Below are 24,765 nucleotides of genomic sequence, written 5' to 3'. Positions count from 1 at the left end.
CCGGTGTCTTTATCGTTTTCAGCGTGCGCAGGTCGCGCGCGCCAGTGCGTCGGCCAGCGCCTGACGGTCGAGCGTGCGCGTGCGCGCGCACACGTGCTGGTCGGGACGCAGCAGGTAGAACGTGCCGGGCTTCGCGTCGTAGCGTTGCGCGGCGAAGCCGTCGACGTCCTCCACGACGACGACACCCGCGACCGCTTGTGCGTGCCCGGCCGGCACGACGAGCACGGGCCGCACCGGCAGCGCGAGGCCGTCGAGCGCCTGCGCAAGCGCGGCCGCATCGCCCGGCAACCCGAACAGCATGCCGGTGAAGCCGCTGCCCAGTTGCTGCAGCAGCCAGCCCGACGCGCCTTGCGTACGCACCGGCGCATCGGCCGCCGCCGCGCCCGGCCGCATTGCGCCCGCGAAGGCGTCGCCGTTGCGGTCCGGCGTGTTCAGCGGCGAATCGGCGAGCACCGCCGGCACCGACAGGCGGCCGCTGTTCACGAGCTTGCGCGCGAATTCGCAGTCGCGTGCAAGCTTCAGCGTCGCGTCGCGGAACACGCGCGACACCGGGCTCTTCGGCGTGATGAAGTCGGTCGAGCGCGTCGAGTTGCGGATGTTCTCGTCGGCTGCGAATTCACGCTCGCTCGCATACGTGTCGAGCAGGCTGTCGGCCGACCGGCCGTCGAGCACGAGCTTCAGTTTCCACGCGAGGTTGTCGGCATCCTGCACGCCGCTGTTCGCGCCGCGCGCGCCGAACGGCGACACGCCGTGCGCGGAATCGCCCGCGAACAGCACACGGCCGTGCCGGAACGTGTCCATCCGCTGGCAGCGGAACGTATAGACGCTCACCCATTCGAGCTCGAACTCGACGTCCGGCCCGAGCAGTGCACGCACGCGCGGGATCACGCGCTCCGGCTGCTTCTCGGCGACCGGGTCGGCATCCCAGCCCAGCTGGAAGTCGATGCGCCATACGTTGTCGGGCTGGCGATGCAGCAGCACCGACTGATTCGGGTGAAACGGCGGGTCGAACCAGAACCAGCGCTCGGTCGGAAACTCCGCCTTCATCTTCACGTCGGCGATCAGGAAACGGTCCTTGAACGTGCGGCCGTGGCTTTCGAGGCCCATCATCGTGCGCATCGGGCTGCGCGAGCCGTCGGCCGCGATCACGTACTGCGCGCGCAGCGTCGTGACGCCCTCCGGCGTTTCGATCGTCAGCACCGCGTGTTCGGCCGACTGGTCGATGCCCGTGACCTTGTGCTTCCAGCGGATGTCGATGTTCGGCAGCGCGAACGCGCGGTCGGCCAGGTAGCCTTCGACGTAGTACTGCTGCAGGTTGATGAACGCGGGGCGCGCATGCCCTTCCTCGGGCAGCAGGTCGAACGCGTACAGCTGCTCGTCCTGCAGGAACACCTTGCCGACGTGCCAGCTCACGCCCTTGTCGACGAAGCGCTCGCCGCAGCCGAGCCGGTCGAAGATCTCGAGCGTGCGCTTCGCGAAGCAGATCGCGCGCGAGCCGGTCGACAGCGTGTCGTCGTCGTCGAGCAGCACGACGCTCACGCCCTGCTGCGCGAGGTCGATCGCGGCCGCGAGGCCCACCGGGCCCGCGCCGACGACGATCACCGGGTGAACGGTCGTGTCCTGCGCACGCGGGCGGTATTCGAACTTCAGCGTCTGGTAATCGATGCTCATGGTCGCCATCCGCTCCTCAACCCTGCCGGGCGCGGGCCGGCACGCCCGTCATCCCGCCCGTCGCCTGCCGGCGCGCCGCGCCGCTCTCCCGCGTGCCATTCCTGTCAACCGCCACGTCTCGCTCCTTGCTTCCTGTTGATTCGTGAACGGCGCCGTTTAGCGGCGCCCGCATGCCGCATTTCTTGATCGGCGACAAATCCTGGATTTACGAATAGTAAAACCAATTACGAATAGTGAAATCAACGTAAACCCTAGGCGAAGCGTCGACGACGGGATAACCATATGAACGAAACGCCGAGCCGAGCTTGGCCGGCGCTGCTAATATCAAGCTACGAGGCGGCCCGTTCGGCCGCCGTTTTTCCTTCTTACGCCGATGATTCCGCCCACCATTCCCGAGCTGGTCGCCCGTGCCGGGCAACTGCCGTATCTGCGGGATCACCTCGCGCTCGCCGATGGCGGCACCGCAAGCGCGAACCTGCCCGAGCGCACGCTCGGCAGCGCCTACGAACCGATCTACGACGTGACGATGCCGGGCGCACCGCAATCGACGTCGTTCGCCGACGCGATCGAGCGCTACGGCGACGAGCTCGGCTTCCAGGCCGTGACGGTCGTCACGGGCGCGCCGCACGATCCGGTCGACTCGGCCGTCGACGACCAGACGCTCGTCGCGATCGACCGCCTGTCGCGCGCGCTGCACGCGATCAATTTCTTTGGCGCGCAGCGCCATGGGCTGCTGTTCCTGCGCGTGCACGAACGGCTGCTGAAGAGCGTGAAGTACGACCACGGCAAGCACTTCTCGTCGGTGTTGCAGCGCTTCGGGCTGCCGGCCGAGCGGATCGTGATCGAGCTGCCGGCGGTCGCGGTCGCGCACAAGACCTTCCTCGGCTACCTGACGCGCAGCTATCAGCATCACGGCTTCAAGGTCGCCGACAAGCTGCCGGACCCGGGCCGCATCCTCGCGGTCGAATCGGAGATGGCGCGCCCGGACTACATCAAGATGGATGCGGGCATCGCGTTGCGCGACGGGATGGTCAAGGCGCTCGTCGCGTATGCGCAGCGCGTGCGGATTCCGCTGATCTTCGACGGTGTCGTCGACGAAACGCAGTGCGAGCTGCTGCGCCAGTACGACGTCCGGTTCATGCAGGGGCCCGTGTTTGCGAAGGTCGTGACGGCCTGAGCCTCGGTGGATGAGGGGGTTCGCACACGTGGGGCGTCGCGTGCCGACAGTGGAATGCAGGTGATGTAACGTGGGGATCGGGCCGCCTGGCTCGCCCCGTCGTCCGAGGTCCGGCCGGTGGTTGCCGGCCTCGTGGAAAGACCGGCTTAGCGGGAACGCGCGCGCCTCGTTGCCGGCACGGTCGATGTCGGCGGTGACCTACCGCTTACGCCCTTCCACCGTCATCGTACTTGGGCAGATCGTCGTCGATCTCGATGCCCGGGAAGCGATCCCCATACCAGACATGCCAGGCCGGACGTAGCCGCGACGGCTCGTCGAGCGTCGCGTAATTGATCTCGACCGTCCTGGGTGCATCACTGAGCCGGTAGTCGAGCTGCGCGCCGCAACGGCCGCAAAAGCGCCGCTCGCCCCACGCGCTCGACGCATATACGGTCGGCTCGCCTTGCAGGTATTCGAACGCGTCGATCGGCACCGATGCCGACGCGACCACCGCCGCGCCGGTCGTGCGCTGACAGAGCCGGCAGTGGCAAAAACCGGCGTCGGCCGGAACACGGGTGATCCGGTACCGGATCGCGCCACATGCGCATCCGCCTTCCATCGATTCTGCGTGAGACATGGCAAACCTCTTCGTCGGTGAGCTGGCGAACGATCATGCGCGCGGTTCGTTCGTGGCACAACCGGCGGCGGTGTCACGCCCGGGCGCTGCCGACCGTACCGGCGACGGCACCCCACCGCGCGCGCCCGTCGCTCAGGCCGTCTGCCCGAGCCGCTGCGCGAGCGCCTTCAACTTCGGCCCGACCTGCGTACGGAACACGTCCTCGTCCATCGACGATGCAGGGCCGCTGCAGCTCAGGATCAGCCAGCGCCCCTCGCGCGGTTCGCGAAACGGGACGGCCGCCGCGTTGACGTCCATGTGCCACGCCCGGAACGAATAGCAGCAGCCCCCCGCCGAGAACTCGGCCACCGCCTGCTGCGCGGCGGCGACGAGCGCATCGGCGTCGGCCCCGCCGCCGGCCGCACGATGCAGCTCCGCATAAAGCGCGCGGCGCACGTCTTCCGGCTGCACGGCCAGGTACGCGCGCCCCATCGAGCTCGTCAGCATCGACAGCCGCGAACCGGGCGCGAGCCCGAGCGTCAGCGCGGTCTCGCTGCGGATCGTCTCCAGGTAGATCATGTCGAGCCCGTCGCGGCAGCCGAGCGACACGGCCGCGCCGATGTCGCGCGCGAGCGCCTGCATGTGCGGCCGCGCGAGGTCGATCGTGCCCGAGCCCGACAGCAGCGCGTAGCCGAGCGACAGCACGCCGGCGTCGAGCGCATACTTTCCGAGCGTCTCGTCGTAACGCAGGTAGCCGAGCACGGTCAGCGTGTAAGCGAGCCGGTTCACCGTCGCCTTCGGCAACCCGGTGCGCTCCGCGAAGTCGCGGTTGCCGAGCATCGTCTCCCCGGGCCGGAATGCGCGCAGCAGGTCGAGCCCGCGCGCGAGCGCGACGACGAACTTGCGTTCGTCGATCGTGGTTTCGTCGATGGTTGAAAGTGTCATCTGGTGCTACACTGGGTTCGATTTGCAAAACATTGTTCCGCACAGCGGAACTTCCGTCAAGCAAACTCTCAGGCAACAAGCCCGGCTAAATCAGGGACTGACCGTACAGCGTGGGATCCGGGGAAGCGCTGAAGTGCCAACCCGGGTCGACCGCAAAGCATGGGACCCGGGGAAGCGCTGAAGTGCCAACTCGGGTCGACCGCAAAGCATGGGACCCGGGGAAGCGCTGAAGTGCCAACCCGGGTCGACCGCGAAGCATGGGACCCGAGTAAGCGCTAAAGCGCTAACTCGGGTCGACAGGAGATGAGACGATGAGTGCTGCAACTTTTCATTGGGACGATCCGCTGCTGCTCGACCAGCAACTGACCGAAGAAGAGCGGATGGTGCGTGATGCCGCGCAGGCGTACGCGCAGGACAAGCTCGCACCGCGCGTCACCGAAGCGTTCCGCCACGAACGCACCGACGCCGAAATCTTCCGCGAAATGGGCGAAGTCGGCCTGCTCGGCCCGACGATTCCCGAGGAATACGGCGGCCCCGGCCTCAATTACGTGAGCTACGGCCTGATCGCCCGCGAAGTCGAGCGCGTCGACTCGGGCTACCGGTCGATGATGTCCGTGCAGTCGTCGCTCGTGATGGTCCCGATCCACGAATTCGGCTCCGACGCGCAGAAGCAGAAATACCTGCCGAAACTCGCCACCGGCGAATGGATCGGCTGCTTCGGGCTGACCGAGCCGAACCACGGCTCCGATCCGGGCAGCATGGTCACCCGCGCGAAGAAAGTGCCCGGCGGCTACTCGCTGTCCGGCGCGAAGATGTGGATCACGAACTCCCCGATCGCCGACGTGTTCGTCGTGTGGGCGAAGCTCGAAGAGAACGGCAAGGACGCGATCCGCGGCTTCATCCTCGAGAAAGGCTGGAAAGGCCTGTCGGCGCCCGCGATCCACGGCAAGGTCGGGCTGCGCGCGTCGATCACCGGCGAGATCGTCCTCGACGAGGTGTTCGTGCCGGAAGAGAACCTGATGCCGAACGTGAGCGGCCTGCGCGGCCCGTTCACGTGCCTGAACTCGGCGCGCTACGGGATCGCATGGGGCGCGCTCGGCGCCGCCGAGTCCTGCTGGCACACCGCGCGCCAGTACGTGCTCGACCGCCAGCAGTTCGGCCGGCCGCTCGCCGCGAACCAGCTGATCCAGAAGAAGCTCGCCGACATGCAGACCGAAATCACGCTCGGCCTGCAAGGCGTGCTGCGCCTCGGCCGGATGAAGGACGAAGGCACGGCGGCCGTCGAGATCACGTCGATCATGAAGCGCAACTCGTGCGGCAAGGCGCTCGACATCGCACGACTCGCGCGCGACATGCTCGGCGGCAACGGTATCTCCGACGAATTCGGCGTCGCGCGCCACCTCGTGAACCTCGAAGTGGTCAACACGTACGAAGGCACGCACGACATCCACGCACTGATCCTCGGCCGCGCGCAAACGGGCATCCAGGCATTCTTCTGATCGTCCGGATGCGGCGAGCGCGGCAACCGCGCCGCGCCGTGCTCGCGCAAAAAACACGGCCCGCCCGGCAGTCATGCCGGACGGGCCGTTTTTCATCGGATCCGCGCACCGTGCCGCCGGCCCGGTAGCGCGCTCCTCTGCAGCCGATGCTTACTTGTTCGGCTGGGGCGTGAGGCGCAGATACGGACGCACCGCGTTGAAGCCCTTCGGGAAGCGCTTCTTCAGCTCTTCCGGATCCTGCAGCGACGGGACGATCACGACGTCGTCGCCGTCCTTCCAGTTGCCGGGCGTCGCGACCTTGTAGTTGTCGGTCAGCTGCAGCGAGTCGATCACGCGCAGCACTTCGTCGAAGTTGCGCCCCGTGCTGGCCGGGTACGTGATGGTGAGCCGCACCTTCTTGTTCGGGTCGATCACGAACAGCGAACGCACCGTCAGCGTTTCGTTCGCGTTCGGGTGGATCATGTCGTACAGCTGCGAAACCTTGCGGTCCGCATCGGCGATGATCGGGAAGCCGACGACCGTCGACTGCGTGTCGTTGATGTCGTTGATCCAGCCCTTGTGCGACTCGACACCGTCGACCGACAGCGCGATCACTTTTACATTGCGTTTCTCGAATTCGCCCTTCAGCTTCGAGGTCAGCCCGAGTTCGGTCGTGCACACCGGCGTGTAATCGGCCGGATGGGAGAACAGGACGCCCCAGCTGTTGCCGAGCCATTCGTGAAACTTGATCGGGCCCAGGCTCGATTCCTGCTCGAAATCCGGTGCGATGTCGCCAAGACGCAGACTCATGATGTTCCCTCCTCGAACGATGCTGGTTGAAACCGCGCCCGGATCGGCGCGGGAAAGTCTGTCAGCTTACGGGAAGCAATGGGGCGTGCGAACGATTATTCCGTTTGATATTCATACTTTTTTGTCATTTTTGCCTGGTGCCGGTGCCGGACAGGCGGCCGCAGGGAAACTTTTCACCCCGTTTGCCGCTCTGTTGATGATTACGAGTCGTTTACCATGCGGTCTTGCACTGCCGTTGTGTGTCTTCCCGGCTCGCCAGCAGGCAGGCGTTTCGCTACGATGTGAACCTGCAGCATGACAGCACGAAGGGAGTTGCAATGTCGGAAATCAACAAGGAGAAACTGATGTCGGATATCAAAACCGTTCTCTCGGACGCCGAAGACCTGCTCAAGCAAGCTGCGAGCAGCACGGGCGACCGTGCGGCCGAGCTGCGCGAGAAAGCCATGTCGCGCCTCAAGCAGGCCAAGGAAAAGGCGGCCGACGTCCAGGTCGTGGTGGTCGAGAAGGGCAAGAAGGCCGCACGCGCGACCGACGACTACGTGCACGAGCATCCGTGGACGTCGATCGGCGTCGCCGCCGGCGTTGGCGTGCTGATCGGCCTGCTGATCAACCGCAAGTAACGCGCTCTGCGCTGTTTCGTCCCGTGGGCCGCGTTGTGCGGCTTGCGGGCGTCGAGGCCAGCCGGCGGTTTCCGCCTGCCGGCTTTGTCCTGGCTGCACACTGCACGCGCACGCACCTTACCCATGACGACAGACACCCCCTCGCAGCCGTCCGGCCAAGGACCGCTGCGCCGCCTCGTCGGCTCCGCGATCGGCCTTCTGCAAACGCGCCTCGAACTGGTGGGCATCGAGCTTGCCGAGGAGAAGGAGCGCCTGATGGGCGTGCTGTTCCTCGGGCTCGCCGCGATGATGCTCGCCACGATGGCGCTCATCAGCCTGACCGTGCTCATCGCGATCGCGTTCTGGGATACCTACCGATGGCAGTCGCTCGCGGCGATCACCGCGCTGTATGCCGCAAGCGGGATCGCATGCGCATTGAAGGCCCGCTCGGGCCTGCGCGACGCGCCGACCGTATTCGAGGCGACGCTCGCCGAACTCGAGAAAGACCGCGAACTGTTCCGCGGCAAGCCGTGAACGCAATCGCGCTCACCCCTCCCACCTACTTCGCCGACGCGCCATGAGCCAGAACGTCACGGGCAATCCACCCCGCTCCCATTCGTCGCGATCGAACTGGAGCGCGTCGCAGCATCGCGCGCTCCGCAAGGAACTGCTGATCCTGCGATCCGAAGTCGAGCGGCTCGAACTCGCGGAAGCCGCCGGCGACATGCGCCGCGCGGTGACGCGCTTCAGCTGGCTCAAGGTGTTCATCCCCGGCCTGTCCAGCAACAAGTTCAGCCAGTCTGCCAAGAACCTGAACGCGAACCTCGGACAGCTCGTCAACCAGTATCCGATGCTGAGCTCGCTCGCATCGCTCGTGCTCGCCAAACCCGTTCGCTCGCTGCTGCGCGCGAGTGCGGGCCCCGCGCTGAAGTGGGGCACCCTCGGTTTCGCTGCATGGGAGGTCTACCGGATCTGGAAGCAGTCCCGCGACGAGCGTGGTCTCGACACGCACGACGACTGACCGTCGTCGGCATCCCGCGCGCACGGCCAAGCGCCGTGGCGCGCCTTGCCGCACTCAACGCACGCCCCAGCACGCCGCGATCTGTCCGTCGGCGCCGCCACTTCGCACATTGCCTTTCGTCCCGTCCGAACGCAGCGTGAATGCACCGCACGCGTCGTCGTGCATCGGGCCCGTGTCGAGCGGGATGGCCTCCAGGTCATAGCTCACCGGCGAATCGTCGCGGTCCGGCCGCCTGATCGCCAGTCGATAGACTGCGCGCCCGTCCGGCGGCGCTTGCGTGAGCGCCATCGGCAATGCCGATGGCGGCACACCGTCCAGTGTTTCGAGATATTGGGCCGCGCGGTACAACGCGGCGACCGCCGACGCGCGATGAACGCGCACGACATGCTCGCGATACGACGGGACGCCCCATCCGGCCAACACTGCAACGATCGCGAGCACGATCATCAGTTCGATCAGCGTGAATCCCGCCGAGCGGTACACGGACGCGCGACCATTCATCGAAGTACCGTCGCGACGCGACGCCAGTGCAGGGCGACGATGTGTCCATCACGGATCGCGACCTGGTGCTGCAACCAGACTGCGCTCGATGCATGCGCACCGACGCCACGCGCGGTGACGACGTAAGCGCGGCCGCCGGCCGGCCCCGCCCCGCGCCACGCTTCGATCAGGCATCGAGGCGGTTGAACGGCCATCGGCCATCCGGCGAACGGCGCGAACGCTTCGGCGGCCACCAGCGCCGGCATGCGCCGCCACGCGTCGGGCTCCTCGTGCGACTCGCCTGCGCTCACGTACGGCGCCGCGCCACGGCGCAATCGCGCGGTGCACGCTGCCAGCGCGGCATCGGCTGCGTGGAATGCGACCAGCCGATCGGATAATGCGCGCGTGCGGCGCGATTCCGTCAGTGCTGCTTCGAACCACGTGCCGGTCAGCGCCGCCACCGCCGCGCCAACCGCGATCACCGCAGGCAATGCGAGGCCCGCGTCGCGACGCCACTCGCGGCTGGCTGACCGCAAATGTCTGTACGGCGCTTGCTGGCTCGCTGTTTGGACTTTCGCACCTGCAGCCTGCCGCGGACCGTCACAGCGTGTATCGATTCGCTCATGCATGTTGCGTGTCGCAACGCACCGCGCCCTCTTGCGCGCATATTGCCTCGCTCCGTTCATCGCGGCACCTCGCGTTCATCCGTGGCATCACGCGACGTATCGTCGAATGTGCGCGCGGCATTGCGCAACGCGACGATGCGATCGAGCGTCAGACGCACGCGGCCGTCTTGCGCAACGACCGTGCGGCCGTCGCAGTCGACGTGCCGCACCGGCTCGCCCGTCGGTTCGCCGCGCGCCCGCACGCAGACATGCACGGCCACGACATCGCGCCAGTCGTCGCCGCGCAATGCGTCGGCCTCGACGAACTGCGTGCCGCCGCGGCGAAGATAGCGCACCCGTAACTGATCGATTCCCGACACGACCGGCTGCGGCGTGCCCGGACGGCCGCTTCCTTCGCAATACAGTTCAGGCTCGCCCGTCGACGGACTGGTGTGCACATCGAAGCGGTTCTCCACCGGCGCACGTTCGCCGGACACGCCGACACCCTGCCCGAGGCAATCCGACACCTGGCCGCTCACGGTGAGCCACGTCGACACGGCATCGCCGACATAGCGGATCAGCAATGCGTCCGACGCACCGCGCACGGGCTCGCACCGTACCTGCGCGCCCGCTCCCCTCACGCGCGCCATCGAACAGCCGAACACGGGCGGCAACGACGTGACACCTTCCAAATCGAGCGGCCGAAATCCGGCCATCTGGATCTGCTGGCCGATCAGCATCAGTGCGGCGCCAGCCGCATCGCGCATCCGGAATCCGTCGTCCGCGCGCCGCTGTGCGACGCGCTGCGCGTGGTACAGCGCACCGGCCGCCGCGAGCACTAGCAGACCGACGGTCATCGCAATCAACACTTCAAGCAACGTATGTGCACGCATGCGGCGATCAGCGTTCATCGGATTCCGCCTCCCGATACGGAATCCGGACGCACGACGGCGGCTGCGCCGAGCTTCCCGCCGCTTCGCATCGCGGCCCGGTGGCCGCATTGCCACCGCGCCAGCCGACAACCGTGTAGCGAACGCCGTCCGGCCCATCACCGCGCGTCATCGCGCCGCCGGGCAGCGACGCCGTGGCCCGCGCCGCGAGGTCATCACCGGCCTCCGCAGCAACGTGCAAGCGCTCGATACGTGCATCGGCCAGCCACAGCGCGCGTTCACGCCAGATCGTCGCGCGCTGCGCACGCGCCATCGCAAGCTGGCTGCCCGCTACAGCCAGCATAACGGTCGCGAGCAGCGCGATGGCCAGCATCGCTTCGATCAGCGACGTGCCGCGCATGGCGTTGCGCAGGACGCTCACGCCGCGCCGCAACGGCCGGCGACAACCCGGGCCCGCCCGCCTGCCGCGATCCGCACGCAACGCGATGCATGCGCATCGTCCGCACCCGGCACGTCGCGTCGCGAACGCAATTCGAAGCGCCGGATACCACCGATTGCCTGACCGACCGGCGGTGCGAACGCGAGATCGTGCGCGGCACCCGCGACGGCCACTTCGGCATCGCGCGGATAGCGCCGCAGCACGCGCGACTGCCCGTCGACCTGCCCGCTGACGATCCAGTCACACGACCATTCAGCCGGATCACACCGTTCACCCGCACGCAGACAGGTGCCGGCGCTACCCGCCCGGCACAGCGTGACGCGCACGCCGAGACGCGTCGCCTCGGTACGTGCAAACGACAGCGCGCCGAGCAACGCGCGCGAGCGTGCATCCACGCGTTCGCGCATGCGCCACTGGTCGAACGCAGGCGCAGCATAAAGCGCGAGCCCGGCCGCCAGCGAGATGGCAACCATCAGTTCGACGAGCGTGAATCCGCCCGCACGTCGCAATACATTTTTCAGGGGTTGAGCGTGCAGTCCCATCGCAGTCGTCCTTCACCAAGGTGATGCGACGACTGTAGCGACACGTGCGGACACGCACCATTTGCCGAATGGCTGACTGGCGGCATGCGATCGCGACCGACACAATCGGCGCGAACTGACCCAACGGAGAAGACGATGAACGAACGCAGCGCGTCAGCGCTTACGGGGAGTCTTGGCGGGAGAGGCGCGACGGAACTCTTCGATCACGTCGGCAAATTCGGAAACGTCCTCGAACCGGCGATACACCGATGCGAAGCGGACATAAGCGATCGTATCGAGCCCGCGCAACTCGTTCATCACGAGTTCGCCGAGTTTCTCGCTACGCACTTCGCGCTCGCCTGTCGCGAGCAGTTGATATTCGATGCGGGCGACCGCCGCGTCGATCGCGTCGGCAGCGACCGGCCGCTTGCGCAGCGCGAGTTGCATACTGGCGACGATCTTGCGACGGTCGAATTCCGTGCGGCTGCCGTCCTTCTTCACGACGAACGGCAGGGACAGCTCGACCCGCTCGTACGTCGTGAAGCGCTTGTCGCAAGCCGAGCAGCGACGGCGCCGCCGGATCGCGGCGCCATCTTCGGACACGCGGGAATCCACGACCTGCGTGTCGTCATGCCGGCAGAACGGGCAGCGCATCGTCGATCAGCGATAGACCGGGAAACGCTTGGTCAGCTCGGCGACCTGCGCGCGCACGCGCTCGATCGTCGCTGCATCTTCCGGATTGTCCAGCACGTCCGCGATCAGGTTGCCCACCTGCTCCGCTTCCGCCGGACCGAAGCCGCGCGTCGTCATCGCCGGCGAACCCAGGCGCACGCCGCTCGTCACGAACGGCTTTTCCGGATCGTTCGGGATCGCGTTCTTGTTCACCGTGATGTGCGCCGCGCCCAGTGCCGCTTCCGCTGCCTTGCCCGTGATGTTCTTCGCACGCAGGTCCACCAGCATCACGTGGCTTTCCGTGCGGCCCGACACGATCCGCAGGCCGCGCTTCACCAGCGTTTCAGCCAGCACGCGGGCGTTCTCGACCACCTTCTCCTGGTACGCCTTGAACTCCGGCGACAGCGCTTCCTTGAACGCCACCGCCTTGCCCGCGATCACGTGCATCAGCGGGCCGCCCTGGATCCCCGGGAAGATCGCCGAGTTGATCGGCTTCTCGTACTCCGCCTTCATCAGGATCACGCCGCCGCGCGGGCCGCGCAGGCTCTTGTGCGTCGTCGTCGTCACGAAATCCGCGTGCGGCACCGGGTTCGGGTACACGCCTGCCGCGATCAGGCCGGCGTAGTGGGCCATGTCGACCATCAGGTACGCACCGACCGACTTCGCGATCTTCGCCAGACGCTCGAAATCGATCTTCAGCGAGAACGCCGACGCACCCGCGACGATCAGCTTCGGCTTGTGTTCCTGCGCGAGCTTCTCGGCGGCTTCGTAGTCGATGTCTTCGTTTTCGTTCAGGCCGTAGCTCACCACGTTGAACCACTTGCCCGACATGTTCACCGGCGAGCCGTGCGTCAGGTGGCCGCCGTGCGCGAGGCTCATGCCCATGATCGTGTCGCCCGGCTTGAGCATCGCGAAGAACACGCCCTGGTTCGCCTGCGAACCCGAGTTCGGCTGCACGTTCGCGGCTTCCGCGCCGAACAGCTGCTTCACGCGGTCGATCGCCAGTTGCTCGACCACATCCACGTATTCGCAGCCGCCGTAGTAGCGCTTGCCCGGATACCCTTCGGCGTACTTGTTCGTGAGTTGCGAACCTTGCGCGGCCATCACGGCCGGGCTCGTGTAGTTTTCCGACGCGATCAGCTCGATGTGATCTTCCTGGCGGCGGTTTTCCTGCTCGATCGCGGCAAAGATTTCGGGATCGACGTTCGCAATGGTGCTTTGGGCTCTGTCAAACATACGGTTTCCGTTAAGTGTGTACAGGTTGACCGGAGCGGCCGAGTACGGTGCGCTGCTGGCGGGACCAGCTCGACGTGGCGGAAGAATCCGTATGACGCGAGGCAGGACAGCCACCGGCGATGCACGCGACGGCGCACAACGGCTGCCCAGGCGAACGGCAAAAACGGCGCCCCGCGCTTCACGGTGGGATGCTCCACCTTGAACCCGAAGGGTTCTATCGCCAGTCACGCAGGGGTGATGAGCGCGTTAGTGTATTGGATGCGTCATGAATAGGCAACCGCACGGCGGTGCGCCGGAAGCAATTGGGGCCAGACTCTACGCGCCCGTGCGGGAACGCTGTGCCGCCTTGCCGCGGTGCGGCAATCTCAGTAGGCTTGCGGGATACCACTCGCTATTTTGTCATTCACCAGGAGCAGCAATGATCGTGTTCGTCACAGGCGCGTCCGCCGGCTTCGGCGCCGCCATCGCCCGTGCCTTCGTCAAGGGAGGCCACCGCGTCGTCGCGACCGCGCGCCGCAAGGATCGTCTCGATGCGCTCGCCGCCGAACTCGGCGATTCCCTTCTGCCGCTCGAGCTCGACGTACGCGATCGCGCGGCCGTCGAGGCCGTGCCGGCCGCCCTTCCCGCCGAATTCGCGGCGCTCGACGTGCTCGTCAACAACGCCGGCCTCGCGCTCGGCGTCGAGCCGGCCCAAAAGGCCAGTCTCGACGAATGGCACACGATGATCGACACGAACTGCACGGGCCTCGTCACGGTCACGCACGCGCTGCTGCCCGGCATGATCGACCGCGGCCGCGGCCACATCTTCAATCTCGGCTCGGTCGCGGGTTCGTACCCTTATGCGGGCGGCAACGTCTACGGCGCGACCAAGGCTTTCGTCAGACAATTCAGCCTGAACCTGCGCGCCGACCTGCTCGGCACGCCGCTGCGCGTCACCGACATCGAGCCTGGCCTGTGCGGCGGCACCGAATTCTCGAACGTCCGCTATCGCGGCGACGACGCCAAAGCGGCGAACGTCTACAACAATGTCCAGCCGCTGATGCCCGAGGACATCGCCGACACGATCTACTGGATCGCGACCCGCCCGGCGCATGTCAACGTCAACACGATCGAGCTGATGCCGATCGCGCAAGCTCCCGGCGGCCCGACCGTCCACCGCGGCTGAAGCCACGCGGGCCAGCCCCCTCCGGGCCGGCCCGCGGTGTGCTACGACATACTACATTCCGTTACGAATCGGTTACGAATCAGGCCCTTGCCTTCCGGTAGAATGCGCGCCATGACCCAGCCTACCCGCTCCCCGGAAGCGCCGTCCGGCTTCATCTGGCCGGTGCGCGTGTACTACGAGGATACCGACGCAGGCGGCATCGTCTTCTATGCCAACTACCTGAAGTTCTTCGAACGCGCCCGCACCGAGTGGCTGCGCGCATGCGGCATCGACCAGCGCCAGCTCGCCGACGACACCGACGCGATCTTCGTCGTCCGCAGCACGTCGCTCGACTACCGCGCCCCGGCGCGACTCGACGACACGCTGGCGATCACGAGCCGGCCCGGCCGCATCGGCCGCGCGTCGGTGGAATTCGCGCAGGAAGCCTGGTGCGGAGACACGCTGCTCGTGGCCGGGCACATCCGTCTCGGCTGCGTCGACCGTACCGGCATCCGGCCAGCGGCCATCCCGCCGGCCGTGCTCGACGCGCTGCAGCGCGGGCCCGTCATCGACGACGGGCAGACTGCACTGTCAACGAAGCTCGCATGAGCGCCGTTTAGACAAAGCCTATGAACTTGCCTTTCTGATTCGATACTAAGCAAGGTTCGGCGCCAGGCATGGCCGGCGCGCCGCGCCACACGCATACCGGGCGCCCCGAAGGGACGTTACTCAAACCTCTATGAACACTTCTCAAGACCTGTCGATCATTTCCCTCGTCCTCAACGCGAGCGTGCTGGCCCAGGCCGTGATGGGGCTGCTGTTGCTGCTGTCGCTGATGTCGTGGACCTTCATCTTCCGCAAGTGGTTTGCGATCCGCCGCGCGCGCGCGCAGACCGAACGCTTCGAGAAGGATTTCTGGTCGGGCGGCGACCTGCAGGCGCTGTACCAGAGCGCAGCCAACAACCGCCACACGATCGGCGCACTCGAGCGGATCTTCGAATCGGGCATGCGCGAATTCCTGAAGGCGAAGGAAAAACGCATCAGCGATCCGGGCCTCGTGCTCGACGGTGCGCGCCGCGCGATGCGCGCGTCGTTCCAGCGTGAAATGGACGTGCTCGAAGCGAACCTCGCGTTCCTCGCATCGGTCGGCTCGGTCAGCCCGTACATCGGTCTGTTCGGCACGGTCTGGGGGATCATGAACTCGTTCCGCGGCCTCGCGAACGTGCAGCAGGCCACGCTCGCCAACGTCGCACCGGGCATCGCCGAGGCGCTCGTCGCCACCGCGATCGGCCTGTTCGCCGCGATTCCGGCGGTGGTCGCGTACAACCGCTACGCGCACGACATCGACCGCCTCGCGATCCGCTTCGAGACCTTCATCGAAGAGTTCTCGAACATCCTGCAGCGTCAGGCCCAGTAAGGAGCGCGCCATGGCAGGAAGCCCCATCCGATCCAGCATGCGCGGCGGCCGCTCGCGCCGCGCAATGGCCGACATCAACGTCGTGCCGTACATCGACGTGATGCTGGTGCTGCTCGTGATCTTCATGGTCACCGCACCGCTCGTCGCCCCGTCGATCATCAACCTGCCGACCGTCGGCAACGCCGCGCCGCAGGAGCAGACGCCGCCCGTCGTCGTCAACATCAAGGCCGATCGCACGATGAGCGTCAAGTACAAGGGCGACTCGGGCGCGACCCAGGAAGACACGATGACGAAGGCCGAGCTCGACAGCTTCATCGTGGCCCGGCAGGCTGACCATCCCGACCAGCCGGTCGTGATCGCGGCCGACAAGACGGTGCAGTACGATGCCGTCATGACCGTGATGTCCGATCTGAAGGCGCGCGGCGTCAAGCGCGTCGGCCTCCTCGTCAAATCGCAATGAACCGGCAGCAATCCACGCGCAGCTCCGCCTACCCGCCTCAGCCTCCCCGCGAGCGCGGCACCTGGCGCGCATTCGCGCTCGCCGCGCTGATGCACGTGCTGCTCGCGCTGTTCCTGTATCACGGCGTGCAGTGGCAGAACAGCACGCCGGCCGGCGCCGAAGCCGAGCTGTGGACCGAGGTGCCCGATGTCCCGGCTCCGCGGCCCGTTGTCACACCCGCACCGCCCGTGAAGGTCGCGCCGCCCCCTCCCCCGGTGCGCGACGAGCAGGCCGACATCGCGCTGCAGCAGAAGAAGCGGCAGCAGGAAGCGGCCGCGCGTGAAGCACTGCTCGAGCAGCAGCGCCGCGCGCAGCAACTGAAGGCCCAGCAGGAAGAGGAAGCCCGGCGCGCACAGCTCGCGGCGCAGGCAGCCGCACTCGCCGCGCAGAAGGCCGCGGAACGCGACAAGCAAAAGCAGGCCGACAAGCTCAAGCAACAGCAGCTCGCCGAGCAGCAGAAGCTCGAACAGCAGAAACTCCAGCAGCAGAAGCAGGCGCAACTCGAAGCGCAGCAGGCGGCGAAGGCGAAGGCCGACGCGGCCGCGAAGGCAAAGGCGGAAGCCCAGGCCAAGGCGAAGGCCGAAGCCACGGCGCGCGCGAAGGCCAATGCGGCAGCGAACGCGAAGCTCGACCGCGAGCGCAGCGCACGCCTGGCACAGATGCAGGGCCTGTCCGGCGCCGGTGAAGGCGGCGGCGAAGGCCTCGCGAAAAGCGGCACGGGCACGGGCTCAGGCGGCAATGCCGCGACGCCCGGCTATGCCGACAAGGTGCGCCGCCGCGTCAAACCGAATATCGTTTGGGGCGGTGAGCGAGCAGGCCTGACCACCGTCGTCAAGATTCGGTGCACGCCGTCCGGTGACGTATTGAGCGCATCGGTTTCCCGCTCCAGCGGGAATTCGGGGTGGGATCAAGCCGTGGTGAGTGCAATCCACGCGTCGGTCCCGTTGCCGCCCGATTCTAACGGTCGTACCCCGTCGGACATTACGATTACCTTCAAGGCGGCGGAGTGAAAAGAATTGCGCTTACACTCCGGGCGTCGCTGTCGGACGGGAACGAATCGGGTATTTTTACTGTCTCTGCCGTTGCGCAGCGATCCAAGCCATACGGGAAGCAAGAAGCATGAGTTTGATGACAAAGCTAGGTTTCAGGGCACTCGTGGCCTCGTGTCTGATTACGGCGGGCAGCGCCGCTAACGCCCAGGTCAACGTGCTGATCACCGGTGTCGGGTCGACCCAGTTCCCCATCGCCACGGCGAATTTCGCGAATGAGGCGAACCTGCCGCAGCAGGTCACGTCGATCGTCCGCGCCGACCTCGCCCGCAGCGGCAAATTCACCAACATCGACGCCGGCAGCACGCCCGTGCCGGAGAGCGCATCGGTCGATCTCGGCGCATGGAAGGCCAAGGGCGCGAATGCGTTCGTCGCCGGCAGCGTGAACCGCGAGGCGAACGGCCAGTACAAGGTCAACTTCATCCTGTACGACACCGTGAAGCAGCAAAGCCTCGGCGGCCTGTCCCTGACGGCCACCGACACCACGCTGCGCACGGCCGGCCACAAGATCGCCGACTACATCTACCAGAAGCTGCTCGGCGTGCGCGGCGTGTTCGCCACGCGCCTGTCGTACGTGATCAAGACCGGTAACCGCTACCAGTTGCAGATCTCGGATTCGGACGGCCAGAACGCGCGCATCGCGCTGTCGAGCACCGAACCGATCATCTCGCCGTCCTGGTCGCCGAGCGGCACGAAGGTCGCGTATGTCTCGTTCGAGCGCAAGAAGCCGATCGTCTACATCCACGACCTGCCGACCGGCCGTCGCTATATCGTCTCCGACCAGAAGGGCAACAACAGCGCACCGGCCTGGTCGCCGGACAGCAACACGCTGGCCGTCGCGCTGTCGCTGACGGGTAACACGCAAATCTATACGGTCAACTCGACGGGCGGCGGCCTGCGCCGCCTCACGCAGAGCAGCTCGATCGACACCGAGCCGTTCTACTCGCCGGACGGCCGCTGGATCTACTTCACGAGCGATCGCGGCGGCGCGCCGCAGATCTACCGGATGCCGGCACAGGGCGAAAGCGCCGGCGCCGCGCAGCGCGTGACTTTCACCGGCAGCTACAACACGAGTCCGCGCATCAGCCCGGACGGCAAGCTGCTCGCTTACATCTCCCGCACGGGCGGGGGCTTCAAGCTGTACGTTCAGGATCTGCAGTCCGGCGCGGCGAACGCCATCACGAATACGAATCGCGACGAATCGCCGAGCTTCGCGGCAAACGGCCAGTACCTTCTGTACGCTACCCAGTCGGGTGGTCGCAATGTTCTGGCAGCAGTGCCCTCGGACGGCAGCGCGCCGCCGCAAATCCTGTCCGTCCAGGGCGGCTCCGTACGTGAGCCGTCGTGGGGGCCCTTCATGCAATGACCACAAGGAGAGTAAACATGATGTCGAATAAAGCTCGTCTGGCCCTGGCCGTGATGATGATCAGCGCGCTCGCAGCGTGCAAGTCGGGCGTGAAGCTCGACGACAAGGCGAATGCCGGCGGTGCCGTCAGCACGCAGCCGAGCGCCGACAACGTCGCGCAAGTGAACGTCGATCCGCTGAACGACCCCAACAGCCCGCTCGCGAAGCGCAGCATCTACTTCGACTTCGACAGCTATTCGGTGAAGGACGAGTACCAGCCGCTGATGCAGCAGCACGCTCAGTACCTGAAGAGCCACCCGCAGCGCCACGTGCTGATCCAGGGCAACACCGACGAACGCGGCACGAGCGAGTACAACCTCGCGCTGGGCCAGAAGCGTGCGGAAGCGGTCCGTCGTGCGATGGCACTGCTCGGCGTGAACGATTCGCAAATGGAAGCCGTGAGCCTCGGCAAGGAAAAGCCGCAGGCAGCGGGTCACGACGAAGCATCGTGGGCGCAGAACCGTCGCGCCGACCTCGTCTACCAACAGTAAGTAACGGAAGAATCGCCGTATGACGCACCGTGTATCCCTGCTGCGCGTTGCCGCAGCATTCTGCGTCGCCGGCGCGGCGTGGTCGGCCGCGCCGGCGCACGCCGGCGTGTTCGACGACAACGAAGCGCGCCGCGCCGTGCTCGATCTGCGCAGCAAAACCGACAATCTGGCGAGCCAGTTGTCCGCCGCCCAGCGTACGATCCTCGATCAATCCGGCCGTCTCGACCAGCTGAACCAGCAGGTCGCGACGCTGCGCGGCGAGAACGAGGACCTGACGAACCGGCTGACGACGCTCGAGCGGCAGCAGAAGGAGTACTACCAGGATCTCGACACGCGGCTCAAGAAGTTCGAGCCGCAGCAGGCGACGATCGATGGTGTCGAAGGCACCGTGCAGCCGGGTGAAACGGATGCGCTCAATGCGGCGCAGCAGCAGTTCCGCAACGGCAACTTCAAGGCGGCCGCGGCTTCGTTCCGCGCGTTCATCGCGAAGTATCCGCAGAGCCCCTACCAGCCGACCGCGCAGTACTGGTATGGCAATGCGCAATACGCGCTGCGCGACTACCGCGGTTCGACTGCAACGTGGCAAGGGATCGTCAGCAAGTTCCCGCAGCATCCGCGCGCAGCCGACGCGCTGGTGGCAATCGGCACGAACCAGCTCGAACAAGGCCAGAAGGCGGCCGCGAAGAAGACGTTCGAGCAGGTCGTGTCGCAGTACGCCGGGTCGAATGCAGCGCAGACCGCGCAGGGCAAGATCGAGTCGATCAAATAATTATCGCGGCGGGTTGTTGACAGCCTGACAATCCGTCGCTATAATCTTTTGCTCTTTGGGTCGTTGCCCAAGTTGTTGAAGCAACGAACCAACAGGTTTCAAGAACGTGGGGTGGTAACTCAGTTGGTTAGAGTATCTGACTTTTAATCAGAGAGTCGAGGGTTCGAGTCCCTCCCACCCTACCAACTATCTTCGATAGTGCAAATCAAAGCCTCCCAAGTGGAGGCTTTTTTGCGTCTGTCGCATCCGTATCGAAGCGCGGCATCCCGGTGATGTCTGCGACACACTCAGCCGCACTCTCCCTACTCCGCCACCGGACACCCGCCCGTGCGTCAGCGCACGCTCACGTCGCGCAGCACGCCACCATATCCCGTGTACAGATTGCCGTCGGGCAGCAACTGCCGCTGCACAAGCTGCCGATGCACGACCGGCAGGTGATGGAACGGCATCCGCGCGAACAGGTGATGTTCGATATGAAAATGAATCGCGTGCGGTCCGAACAGGAACGTCTGCCACGAACGCCGGACGATCGTGCGCGCGTTGCGGCTCTGGTCGGCACCGGCCGGCAGCCCCGCATGCTCGAAGATCGCGCGCACCTGCCCGGCGAGCGGCAGCAGCGTGACGGACGGCACGATCCACAACGTGACGTACAGCAGCGGATGTCCGGCCCATGCGAGCGCGCCGAACAGCACACCGTTGCCGGCCAGCATCGACGCGACTTCCCACGCGACATACGCGCGCGACTTCCCGACCTTCGGCAACGCATGCGCAAACTCGCCGCGGGCGAGCTTCACGACGCTCGTCACGTAGCCGATCCCGCATGCGTATGCGAGCAGGCGGCCGATCAGCCGCCCGCGCGTCACCGGATAGTCGTGCACGCCGAACAGCAGCGCGACGGGATCGTCCGCCTCCATCGGTGCGCGATGGTGCTTCAGATGGCCGGCACGATACGTTCGCAGCGACAGCCACAGCGGGCCGGCCGCGAACAGTTGGCCCAGCGCGTCGTTGACGCGCCGGTTCCGCGCCAGCAAACCGTGCGCGCCTTCGTGCATCATGACCGCGAGCGCAAGCTGGCTGCGCGCGATCACGATCGCGGCCAACGCGTACACGAGCGGATGCGCCAACGCGATTGCAACCGCGAACGCGACGGCAATCATCAGCCAGTCGCCTGCCAACGCCGCACCCACACGCAATGCGCTCACGCGAAACAGCGCGGGATCGGGCACGAACCGAGCAAGCTCGGCATTCGGCCCGGCATGATGAACAAGGGCATCCGTCACACGAACCTCCCGCGCAGCGATCGCCGCTCGACCCACAGCGCACTGACCATCGCGAGCGCCACGCCGCCCAGCACATCGACGACCGTATGCTGCTTGAGCGTCAGCGTCGACGCGCAGATCAGCAGGCCGACCGCCGCGGTCACGAGCCGTCGACGGTCCGTCAGCATCCGGCAGGCGAGGCAGGTCACCGCGACATGCAGGCTCGGAAAACCATTGGCCGCGAGATCGAGCTGCCACATGCGTGCGAGACGGTGACGCACGAACGTATTGCCGATCTCCGCGACGTCGGGCCGCGGCACCGCTTCGGGAAACAGCAGGAAGCACACGACACCGAGCACGAACGCGATCAGCACGGCCTCCTTGAACGCGGCGAACGCGGGCGGCCGCGCATATGCGGCAAGCGCGATCACGAACGGAAAGAAGCCGACATAGACGAACCACGACCATGCGGTGAACGGAATCCGCGCATCGATCGACGAGGCAAACACGAAGCGCGGCGTGACGCTGCGCTCCAGCAGAAAGAAGATCGCGAGGCCGGCTGCCATGCCGAACGTCGCGGCCAGCATCTGCCGGATATCCGGCCGGCGATCGTCACGAAACGACAGCGAACTCATCGTGGTGCCGGCGCCTCGCATCGCGTCTCCGTATCGGCCACCTTCGCATGCGGACGCAACGCGAGGAGGCGCGACGTCCATGCGTCGACGCGCGCACGCGCATGCTCGCGGCCGGCGATCGTTCCTGCCTGCGTACCGGGATGGCGCATCAGCTCGGCGGCAGCCTGCCCGACGTCCCGCTGGAACACGGCCGCGTCGCCGCGCCACGTGACGACGCGATGCAGGAGTTGCAGTTGCGCGGCGCGCGCGGCGTTGCTCGCCTGCTCGGGCTGGTCGGACTGCACGAGCAGGATCGGGCGCTGATACACGCGTGCGATCGACAGCGCGGCCATGTCGGGCGCCGACACGATCAGCGGCGCATGGGCGGCGCGCGTCACCCAGTCGGCGTCGACCCCGGTCCAGCCGTCGTGTCCGGCGTAGCCCTCGCCCACGCGATGGATGGCGAGCCCCGCGTCGCGCAGGCCGACCGACAACGCATCGGCGAGCGCGATATCGCGAAAGTGCGGGTTCAGATAAATGGCGGCTGCAGCCGGTTCCGAAGCGGGTTGCCCGGCGACGATCGGCACTGGCGTCGGCAGTCGATAATGCGCGCACGACCGCCGGACGTCATCGGCGGCATCGTACGCAAAATCGTGTTCGATGCAGCACCGCGCCGAATCGATCTGCCAGTCGACGATCCGTGCAAATGCACGCGCCAGTGCGCGCGGCAGCCGTGCATCGAAATTCGCGGTCAACGCGCGGCGCAGGCTGCCGCCATACACGTGGACGATGCGGCGCCGCCAGCCCGGCATCGCCCCCATGAACAGCAGCGCCGGATGAAACGAGTCGTTGATCACGAGATCGGCATCGCGGACGATCGCACGCAACCGCGCGATGTCTCGCAGCATGCGCGTCGGTCTGAACACGTAGTGCGCGACATTGCGATCGGTCGCGTCGCGCAGCATGTTCTGGCGTTCGTCGAACTGCACCGCGTAGTGATGGGACAGCACGGCCGCGTCGATGTCGAATGCAGCCAGGAACGCCTGCCCCGCCTCGGACGTCGTCAGCACGTCGACCTGCGCGCCGGCCGCACGCAGCGCATGTACAAGCAGTTGCGCGCGCATCAGGTGGCCGCGTGCGTCGGCCGTCGCGAGATAGACGATCCGCGGCATCATGCGCGCGGACGAAGCGACTGGAACCAGCCGGCCGCGACCATCGCCAGCGCGCCCGTCACGCCGAAACCGGCCTCGATCGCGCGGATCTCGTTCAGCAACGCGGCGAGATGCGCCGCCTCGGACGGTGCAACCAGACGGCGCAGCGTGTCCGAGCAGAGCCGGACATGCCGTGTCTCGTCGGCGAGCACGCGCGAGAGCAGCGGATACAACGGATGGGCATCGCCGATCGTCGCGCAGTGACGCGCGAGCACGCGCATCGCCATCTGTTCCGCGCAAAGGCCCGTCGCATAGGCCGGCACGAGTACGCCTTGCGAGAAATGCGGCGCATGGCGCTGCGCGAGCCGACGCCATCGCATGATCTTGCGCCGGCTCAACCAGTCAGGCTCATGCGATGCAGTCGACGGCGCGACGCCGCGCTCGCGCAGCGCATCGGCGAATGCAGCGGCGTGACGACGCTCGTCCGCGAGGTGCTGCTCGATCCGCGGTGCAAGCCAGTCCGGCGGCTGTCCGGTCCAGTCCTCGTGCAATGCGCACTCGGTCGCTTCCTCGCCGATCAGGTACATGTGCAGCACCCAGCGCTCGCCATGTACGCTGCGATGCAACCGCCGGATCGCCGCCCGCTTGAGGCGATCGACGAGGTACGCGCGCACCCGCGCCGCGCCGCGCGGCACCGGCGCCTCAATACATTCGAAGCGTGCATCGTGCGCTGCCTGCGGCGACGCCGGCAGTTCGCCTGCCGCGCTCATGCCGGCTCGCCTCGTGCAGACGCGGATTTCGTCGCAGCCGCCGCAGCGCCGGCAGGATCGCGACGCCATCCGAGGATCAGGCCGATGAAGCTTTCCTGCATGAACGCGTGCGCGGATGCGGTCGCCCCCGCAAACGCTTCCTCGCGGCCGTTGACGCGCAGATAGCCGCTGCCGTCACGCGCGCCGAATTCGATCCGGTCGTTCTTCCTGAAGCCGCGCGTGAGCACGTCCTTCACCAGCGCACTGCCGTCGAGGCCGAACAGGAACAGCTCGCGCCGGGCGACCCACACCGGAATGTGATTGCTCAGCGCATCGAAGCGAATCGTCCACGTGCCGGATGCGAGCGCGCGATCGACGTCGGCATCGTGCGGCGCGTTCGATGCAAAGCTCGCACGCGCGACCGACTTCGTCAGGCCGCCGACGCCGAGCCCAATCGTGATGTCGTCCGCGAACGGCTGCTTCGGATCGGTCGCACTCACCTTCACGAGATGCCGCGCGAGCCGCGATGCAAGCGACGGATGCGCGAACAGCGCCAGCGTTTCGTCTGGCGTGAGTACGTCACGCTCGCCCTCGCCTTCCTTCACACGCACGCGATACGGATCGATCCGAACGTCGTTGAACGTGCCGTGCACGGGCGCATGAACGTACACGTCGCGGTCCCATTTCGCGCCATCGCGACGCAGCAGCACGTGCACGCTCAGCGGCACGCGCCGGCCTTCGCCGTCGACGCCCGTGCCCTGCAGCAGCACGTCGCCGAGCACGTCCTTCGTGCGGCGCGTCGCATCGCTCGAGAAGACGATCGCGTGCGCATCGGTATCGATGCTCGCGTGAACGTCCGGCGCATCGAGCGCGACGCGATTGCAGTCCGCGGCTGCCACGTTCATGAACGGGCAGCCGCTTTGCGATGCGAAGTGGTAGATCCCGCGCCCCGCATGGTCGACCGGCGCGGCATGGGCGCCAGCGCTGGCGACAAACAGGGCGAGGCAGGCAACACGGGTGGCGAGCGTGGACATGGTCGTTGTCAGGATGGGTGCAGGGGGTCGGCGTGTCGTGGCCGC

General features: G+C 66.5%; 30 protein-coding genes, 1 tRNA gene and 1 riboswitch. Of the genes, 15 read left to right on the top strand and 16 right to left on the bottom strand.

Annotated elements, in window-relative coordinates:
- Positions 1–18: 18 nt before the first annotated feature.
- A complete protein-coding gene (locus tag CFB43_RS03955; protein WP_089494176.1) occupies positions 19–1,680 on the bottom strand; it encodes an FAD-dependent oxidoreductase in 1,662 nt (553 codons plus the stop codon).
- Positions 1,681–2,044: 364 nt separating this feature from the next.
- On the opposite strand from CFB43_RS03955, the gene CFB43_RS03945 reads away from it, so the two are divergent.
- Positions 2,045–2,848, top strand: coding sequence for an EAL domain-containing protein (locus tag CFB43_RS03945; protein WP_089424610.1), 804 nt, complete (start codon positions 2,045–2,047; stop codon positions 2,846–2,848).
- A gap of 205 nt (positions 2,849–3,053) precedes the next feature.
- Here the strand turns inward: CFB43_RS03945 and CFB43_RS03940 are convergent, their stop codons facing one another.
- Positions 3,054–3,464, bottom strand: a complete 411-nt coding sequence (locus CFB43_RS03940) for a GFA family protein (RefSeq protein WP_089494175.1) — start codon at positions 3,462–3,464, stop codon at positions 3,054–3,056.
- Between the two features lie 132 nt (positions 3,465–3,596).
- Positions 3,597–4,388, bottom strand: coding sequence for an IclR family transcriptional regulator (locus CFB43_RS03935; protein WP_089494174.1), 792 nt, complete (start codon positions 4,386–4,388; stop codon positions 3,597–3,599).
- 311 nt (positions 4,389–4,699) lie between these two features.
- Here CFB43_RS03935 and CFB43_RS03930 point away from each other — a divergent pair, with 311 nt between their 5' ends.
- Positions 4,700–5,887: an acyl-CoA dehydrogenase gene (locus CFB43_RS03930; protein ID WP_046545018.1), complete on the top strand. Its 1,188-nt coding sequence runs from the start codon at positions 4,700–4,702 to the stop codon at positions 5,885–5,887.
- 150 nt (positions 5,888–6,037) lie between these two features.
- Here CFB43_RS03930 and CFB43_RS03925 read toward each other — a convergent pair whose 3' ends face one another.
- Positions 6,038–6,676, bottom strand: a complete 639-nt coding sequence (locus CFB43_RS03925) for a peroxiredoxin (protein WP_069247250.1) — start codon at positions 6,674–6,676, stop codon at positions 6,038–6,040.
- Here CFB43_RS03925 and CFB43_RS37530 point away from each other — a divergent pair.
- The 4 genes from CFB43_RS37530 (at position 6,675) to CFB43_RS03910 (ending at position 8,296) form a co-directional block, all read left to right on the top strand.
- Positions 6,675–6,974, top strand: a complete 300-nt coding sequence (locus CFB43_RS37530; protein WP_144023035.1) for a hypothetical protein — start codon at positions 6,675–6,677, stop codon at positions 6,972–6,974. The two genes, CFB43_RS03925 and CFB43_RS37530, sit on opposite strands and share 2 nt — an antisense overlap.
- A gap of 19 nt (positions 6,975–6,993) precedes the next feature.
- A complete protein-coding gene (locus CFB43_RS03920; protein WP_006494044.1) occupies positions 6,994–7,296 on the top strand; it encodes a DUF883 family protein in 303 nt (100 codons plus the stop codon).
- A 123-nt stretch (positions 7,297–7,419) separates the two neighbouring features.
- Complete coding sequence (locus tag CFB43_RS03915; RefSeq protein ID WP_089494173.1) at positions 7,420–7,809, top strand: phage holin family protein; 390 nt, start codon at positions 7,420–7,422, stop codon at positions 7,807–7,809.
- 43 nt (positions 7,810–7,852) lie between these two features.
- Entirely contained in the window at positions 7,853–8,296 is a 444-nt protein-coding gene (locus CFB43_RS03910) for a DUF3318 domain-containing protein (protein ID WP_089494172.1), read from the top strand.
- Positions 8,297–8,350: 54 nt separating this feature from the next.
- Here CFB43_RS03910 and CFB43_RS03905 read toward each other — a convergent pair whose 3' ends face one another.
- The 7 genes from CFB43_RS03905 to glyA form a co-directional block, all read right to left on the bottom strand.
- The gene (locus tag CFB43_RS03905) at positions 8,351–8,797 is read right to left on the bottom strand and encodes a type IV pilin protein (protein ID WP_089494171.1); all 447 of its coding nucleotides are present in this window, start codon (positions 8,795–8,797) and stop codon (positions 8,351–8,353) included.
- On the bottom strand, positions 8,794–9,255 hold the full coding sequence (locus CFB43_RS03900) for a pilus assembly protein (RefSeq protein WP_089495242.1): 462 nt from the start codon (positions 9,253–9,255) through the stop codon (positions 8,794–8,796). Before CFB43_RS03900 ends, CFB43_RS03905 begins: the two co-directional genes overlap by 4 nt.
- A gap of 203 nt (positions 9,256–9,458) precedes the next feature.
- On the bottom strand, positions 9,459–10,292 hold the full coding sequence (locus tag CFB43_RS03895; RefSeq protein WP_089494170.1) for a PilW family protein: 834 nt from the start codon (positions 10,290–10,292) through the stop codon (positions 9,459–9,461).
- Entirely contained in the window at positions 10,282–10,692 is a 411-nt protein-coding gene (locus tag CFB43_RS03890) for a type IV pilus modification PilV family protein (protein ID WP_373452527.1), read from the bottom strand. Before CFB43_RS03890 ends, CFB43_RS03895 begins: the two co-directional genes overlap by 11 nt.
- The gene (locus CFB43_RS03885; RefSeq protein ID WP_089494169.1) at positions 10,689–11,252 is read right to left on the bottom strand and encodes a GspH/FimT family pseudopilin; all 564 of its coding nucleotides are present in this window, start codon (positions 11,250–11,252) and stop codon (positions 10,689–10,691) included. The genes CFB43_RS03890 and CFB43_RS03885 overlap by 4 nt, the downstream gene beginning before the upstream one ends.
- Before the next feature lie 153 nt (positions 11,253–11,405).
- Positions 11,406–11,885 (bottom strand): transcriptional regulator NrdR, encoded by a 480-nt coding sequence (gene nrdR, locus CFB43_RS03880; protein ID WP_006476792.1) that lies wholly within the window; start codon positions 11,883–11,885, stop codon positions 11,406–11,408.
- 6 nt (positions 11,886–11,891) lie between these two features.
- Positions 11,892–13,139: a serine hydroxymethyltransferase gene (glyA, locus tag CFB43_RS03875; RefSeq protein WP_021157166.1), complete on the bottom strand. Its 1,248-nt coding sequence runs from the start codon at positions 13,137–13,139 to the stop codon at positions 11,892–11,894.
- 137 nt (positions 13,140–13,276) lie between these two features.
- A riboswitch (ZMP/ZTP riboswitch) is annotated at positions 13,277–13,377 on the bottom strand.
- 180 nt (positions 13,378–13,557) lie between these two features.
- On the opposite strand from glyA, the gene CFB43_RS03865 reads away from it, so the two are divergent.
- From CFB43_RS03865 to CFB43_RS03825, 9 genes are all read left to right on the top strand, one after another.
- The gene (locus tag CFB43_RS03865; protein WP_089445009.1) at positions 13,558–14,304 is read left to right on the top strand and encodes an SDR family NAD(P)-dependent oxidoreductase; all 747 of its coding nucleotides are present in this window, start codon (positions 13,558–13,560) and stop codon (positions 14,302–14,304) included.
- 102 nt (positions 14,305–14,406) lie between these two features.
- A complete protein-coding gene (gene ybgC, locus CFB43_RS03860) occupies positions 14,407–14,892 on the top strand; it encodes a tol-pal system-associated acyl-CoA thioesterase (RefSeq protein ID WP_089439317.1) in 486 nt (161 codons plus the stop codon).
- A 130-nt stretch (positions 14,893–15,022) separates the two neighbouring features.
- On the top strand, positions 15,023–15,700 hold the full coding sequence (gene tolQ / locus CFB43_RS03855; protein ID WP_021157170.1) for a protein TolQ: 678 nt from the start codon (positions 15,023–15,025) through the stop codon (positions 15,698–15,700).
- A gap of 10 nt (positions 15,701–15,710) precedes the next feature.
- Complete coding sequence (gene tolR / locus CFB43_RS03850) at positions 15,711–16,160, top strand: protein TolR (RefSeq protein WP_011351075.1); 450 nt, start codon at positions 15,711–15,713, stop codon at positions 16,158–16,160.
- A complete protein-coding gene (gene tolA / locus CFB43_RS03845; RefSeq protein ID WP_089494168.1) occupies positions 16,157–17,209 on the top strand; it encodes a cell envelope integrity protein TolA in 1,053 nt (350 codons plus the stop codon). Before tolR ends, tolA begins: the two co-directional genes overlap by 4 nt.
- Before the next feature lie 109 nt (positions 17,210–17,318).
- Entirely contained in the window at positions 17,319–18,614 is a 1,296-nt protein-coding gene (tolB, locus tag CFB43_RS03840; protein WP_043189432.1) for a Tol-Pal system beta propeller repeat protein TolB, read from the top strand.
- A gap of 17 nt (positions 18,615–18,631) precedes the next feature.
- Positions 18,632–19,144, top strand: coding sequence for a peptidoglycan-associated lipoprotein Pal (gene pal / locus CFB43_RS03835; protein ID WP_089424598.1), 513 nt, complete (start codon positions 18,632–18,634; stop codon positions 19,142–19,144).
- Between the two features lie 19 nt (positions 19,145–19,163).
- A complete protein-coding gene (gene ybgF, locus CFB43_RS03830) occupies positions 19,164–19,913 on the top strand; it encodes a tol-pal system protein YbgF (protein WP_071333989.1) in 750 nt (249 codons plus the stop codon).
- Positions 19,914–20,021: 108 nt separating this feature from the next.
- A tRNA-Lys gene (locus CFB43_RS03825) sits at positions 20,022–20,098 on the top strand.
- Between the two features lie 147 nt (positions 20,099–20,245).
- On the opposite strand, the gene CFB43_RS03820 is transcribed toward CFB43_RS03825, so the two are convergent.
- Genes CFB43_RS03820 through CFB43_RS03800 form a run of 5 tightly spaced genes read right to left on the bottom strand, consistent with a single transcriptional unit; the run spans position 20,246 to position 24,720 of the window.
- The gene (locus CFB43_RS03820; RefSeq protein ID WP_089494167.1) at positions 20,246–21,193 is read right to left on the bottom strand and encodes a fatty acid desaturase family protein; all 948 of its coding nucleotides are present in this window, start codon (positions 21,191–21,193) and stop codon (positions 20,246–20,248) included.
- Positions 21,190–21,828 (bottom strand): phosphatase PAP2 family protein, encoded by a 639-nt coding sequence (locus tag CFB43_RS03815; RefSeq protein WP_256989910.1) that lies wholly within the window; start codon positions 21,826–21,828, stop codon positions 21,190–21,192. Before CFB43_RS03815 ends, CFB43_RS03820 begins: the two co-directional genes overlap by 4 nt.
- Positions 21,804–22,961 (bottom strand): hypothetical protein, encoded by a 1,158-nt coding sequence (locus tag CFB43_RS03810; RefSeq protein WP_089494166.1) that lies wholly within the window; start codon positions 22,959–22,961, stop codon positions 21,804–21,806. Before CFB43_RS03810 ends, CFB43_RS03815 begins: the two co-directional genes overlap by 25 nt.
- Positions 22,958–23,707 (bottom strand): hypothetical protein, encoded by a 750-nt coding sequence (locus tag CFB43_RS03805; RefSeq protein WP_089494165.1) that lies wholly within the window; start codon positions 23,705–23,707, stop codon positions 22,958–22,960. Before CFB43_RS03805 ends, CFB43_RS03810 begins: the two co-directional genes overlap by 4 nt.
- Positions 23,704–24,720, bottom strand: a complete 1,017-nt coding sequence (locus tag CFB43_RS03800) for a hypothetical protein (RefSeq protein ID WP_089494164.1) — start codon at positions 24,718–24,720, stop codon at positions 23,704–23,706. The genes CFB43_RS03805 and CFB43_RS03800 overlap by 4 nt, the downstream gene beginning before the upstream one ends.
- Positions 24,721–24,765 lie beyond the last annotated feature (45 nt).

The organism is Burkholderia sp. AU15512 (assembly GCF_002223325.1).
Taxonomy (GTDB): domain Bacteria; phylum Pseudomonadota; class Gammaproteobacteria; order Burkholderiales; family Burkholderiaceae; genus Burkholderia.
This window is presented reverse-complemented; position numbering and strand designations above follow the sequence as displayed.

What these genes read in the sequence shown, in the direction of transcription:
- CFB43_RS37530 (WP_144023035.1), top strand. Translation starts at nt 6,675, where the DNA reads ATGATGTTCCCTCCTCGAACGATGCTGGTTGAAACCGCGCCCGGATCG.
- CFB43_RS03940 (WP_089494175.1), bottom strand. Translation starts at nt 3,464, where the DNA reads ATGTCTCACGCAGAATCGATGGAAGGCGGATGCGCATGTGGCGCGATC.
- CFB43_RS03920 (WP_006494044.1), top strand. Translation starts at nt 6,994, where the DNA reads ATGTCGGAAATCAACAAGGAGAAACTGATGTCGGATATCAAAACCGTT.
- CFB43_RS03800 (WP_089494164.1), bottom strand. Translation starts at nt 24,720, where the DNA reads ATGTCCACGCTCGCCACCCGTGTTGCCTGCCTCGCCCTGTTTGTCGCC.
- CFB43_RS03810 (WP_089494166.1), bottom strand. Translation starts at nt 22,961, where the DNA reads ATGATGCCGCGGATCGTCTATCTCGCGACGGCCGACGCACGCGGCCAC.
- CFB43_RS03915 (WP_089494173.1), top strand. Translation starts at nt 7,420, where the DNA reads ATGACGACAGACACCCCCTCGCAGCCGTCCGGCCAAGGACCGCTGCGC.
- CFB43_RS03910 (WP_089494172.1), top strand. Translation starts at nt 7,853, where the DNA reads ATGAGCCAGAACGTCACGGGCAATCCACCCCGCTCCCATTCGTCGCGA.
- CFB43_RS03905 (WP_089494171.1), bottom strand. Translation starts at nt 8,797, where the DNA reads ATGAATGGTCGCGCGTCCGTGTACCGCTCGGCGGGATTCACGCTGATC.
- nrdR (WP_006476792.1), bottom strand. Translation starts at nt 11,885, where the DNA reads ATGCGCTGCCCGTTCTGCCGGCATGACGACACGCAGGTCGTGGATTCC.
- CFB43_RS03885 (WP_089494169.1), bottom strand. Translation starts at nt 11,252, where the DNA reads ATGGGACTGCACGCTCAACCCCTGAAAAATGTATTGCGACGTGCGGGC.
- CFB43_RS03935 (WP_089494174.1), bottom strand. Translation starts at nt 4,388, where the DNA reads ATGACACTTTCAACCATCGACGAAACCACGATCGACGAACGCAAGTTC.
- CFB43_RS03815 (WP_256989910.1), bottom strand. Translation starts at nt 21,828, where the DNA reads ATGCGAGGCGCCGGCACCACGATGAGTTCGCTGTCGTTTCGTGACGAT.
- CFB43_RS03930 (WP_046545018.1), top strand. Translation starts at nt 4,700, where the DNA reads ATGAGTGCTGCAACTTTTCATTGGGACGATCCGCTGCTGCTCGACCAG.
- CFB43_RS03895 (WP_089494170.1), bottom strand. Translation starts at nt 10,292, where the DNA reads ATGAACGCTGATCGCCGCATGCGTGCACATACGTTGCTTGAAGTGTTG.
- tolR (WP_011351075.1), top strand. Translation starts at nt 15,711, where the DNA reads ATGGCAGGAAGCCCCATCCGATCCAGCATGCGCGGCGGCCGCTCGCGC.
- tolB (WP_043189432.1), top strand. Translation starts at nt 17,319, where the DNA reads ATGAGTTTGATGACAAAGCTAGGTTTCAGGGCACTCGTGGCCTCGTGT.
- ybgF (WP_071333989.1), top strand. Translation starts at nt 19,164, where the DNA reads ATGACGCACCGTGTATCCCTGCTGCGCGTTGCCGCAGCATTCTGCGTC.
- CFB43_RS03805 (WP_089494165.1), bottom strand. Translation starts at nt 23,707, where the DNA reads ATGAGCGCGGCAGGCGAACTGCCGGCGTCGCCGCAGGCAGCGCACGAT.
- CFB43_RS03865 (WP_089445009.1), top strand. Translation starts at nt 13,558, where the DNA reads ATGATCGTGTTCGTCACAGGCGCGTCCGCCGGCTTCGGCGCCGCCATC.
- CFB43_RS03945 (WP_089424610.1), top strand. Translation starts at nt 2,045, where the DNA reads ATGATTCCGCCCACCATTCCCGAGCTGGTCGCCCGTGCCGGGCAACTG.
- glyA (WP_021157166.1), bottom strand. Translation starts at nt 13,139, where the DNA reads ATGTTTGACAGAGCCCAAAGCACCATTGCGAACGTCGATCCCGAAATC.
- CFB43_RS03925 (WP_069247250.1), bottom strand. Translation starts at nt 6,676, where the DNA reads ATGAGTCTGCGTCTTGGCGACATCGCACCGGATTTCGAGCAGGAATCG.
- ybgC (WP_089439317.1), top strand. Translation starts at nt 14,407, where the DNA reads ATGCGCGCCATGACCCAGCCTACCCGCTCCCCGGAAGCGCCGTCCGGC.
- CFB43_RS03955 (WP_089494176.1), bottom strand. Translation starts at nt 1,680, where the DNA reads ATGGCGACCATGAGCATCGATTACCAGACGCTGAAGTTCGAATACCGC.
- pal (WP_089424598.1), top strand. Translation starts at nt 18,632, where the DNA reads ATGATGTCGAATAAAGCTCGTCTGGCCCTGGCCGTGATGATGATCAGC.
- tolA (WP_089494168.1), top strand. Translation starts at nt 16,157, where the DNA reads ATGAACCGGCAGCAATCCACGCGCAGCTCCGCCTACCCGCCTCAGCCT.
- tolQ (WP_021157170.1), top strand. Translation starts at nt 15,023, where the DNA reads ATGAACACTTCTCAAGACCTGTCGATCATTTCCCTCGTCCTCAACGCG.